Genomic DNA, 1,271 nt, shown 5'->3' on the forward strand with positions numbered 1-1,271 from the left:
GTGTTCTTGTCCCATCTGTTTATCAGCCAAGACAAAGCCGTATTGTTTACCGATGCAGGCCGTCTGAAAGCCGAATCCGCCGAAGCCTTGAAAGCGGCAGGCTTTGAAGTCTTGCCTTATGCGCAAGCGGCGGACTATTTGGCAGGCGTTAAGGGCGCATTGCTGATTGATCCGAACAAAACTGCTGTCGGTACTTTGCGCCGCCTGCCTGAAGACGTCCGTTTGATTGAAGCCATCCACCCAAGCACATTCTTCAAATCGGTTAAATCCGATGCCGACATCGCCCATATCCGCAATACCATGGCGGAAGACGGCGCGGCATTGTGCGGCTTCTTTGCCGAGTTTGAACAAATCTTGGCAGACGGCGGCGAATTGAGCGAGCTGGACATCGACGGCATGCTCTATAAACACCGCAGCCAACGTCCCGGCTTTATTTCGCCAAGTTTCGACACCATCGCCGGCTACAATGCCAATGCTGCCTTGCCTCATTACAGCGCGACACCGGAAAACAACAGCAAAATCAAAGGCGACGGTATGTTGCTGATTGATTCTGGCGGCCAATACTGGGGCGGTACGACCGACATCACGCGCGTGGTGCCTGTCGGCAATCCGAGTGCGGCCATGAAGCGCGACTACACTTTGGTGTTGAAGGCGCATATTTCTCTGGCGGAGACCATTTTCCCTGAAAACATCAAAGGCCCGATGATTGATGCCATCTGCCGCAAATCGCTCTGGCAGGCGCAATGCGATTACGGTCACGGTACCGGCCATGGTGTGGGCTATTTCCTCAATGTGCATGAAGGTCCGCAAAGCATTGCCGTTGCCGCCGTGCCGCAACCGCATCACGCGATGAAGTCAGGTATGCTGACTTCCAATGAGCCGGGTCTTTACCGTCCAGGAAAATGGGGTATCCGTATCGAAAGTTTGGTAATCAACCGTCCGGTTGAAAACCCTGAGGAAACCGAGTTCGGCAAATTCCTGTATTTCGAGACCGTTACCCTCTGCCCAATCGATACGCGCCTGATTGATACCAAACTGATGACCGGCAGCGAAATCGAATGGCTGAACCAATATCATGCCGAAGTGCGCCGCCGTCTTGAGCCTTTGACAGAAGGCGCGGCCAAAGCATGGCTGATTGAACGTACCGAACCTTTGGCGCGTTAACTTGAAAGGCCGTCTGAAACGGCGGATACAAAGTTTCAGACGGCCTTATAACAACAATTATCTAAAAACTAAAAAAACCTTACCCGACTCCGAATAAAAACAATAAC

1 protein-coding gene is annotated in these 1,271 nt (G+C 52.4%); it reads left to right on the plus strand.

Annotation, left to right across the window (positions count from 1 at the left end; translation table 11 throughout):
- On the plus strand, positions 1 to 1,164 hold a 1,164-nt coding region (locus ACTHSP_RS20635; protein WP_440346839.1), incomplete at its 5' end, for an aminopeptidase family protein P.
- Between the last annotated feature and the right edge of the window lie 107 nt (positions 1,165 to 1,271).

The sequence above is a fragment of the Neisseria sp. P0001.S005 genome (genome assembly GCF_051963715.1).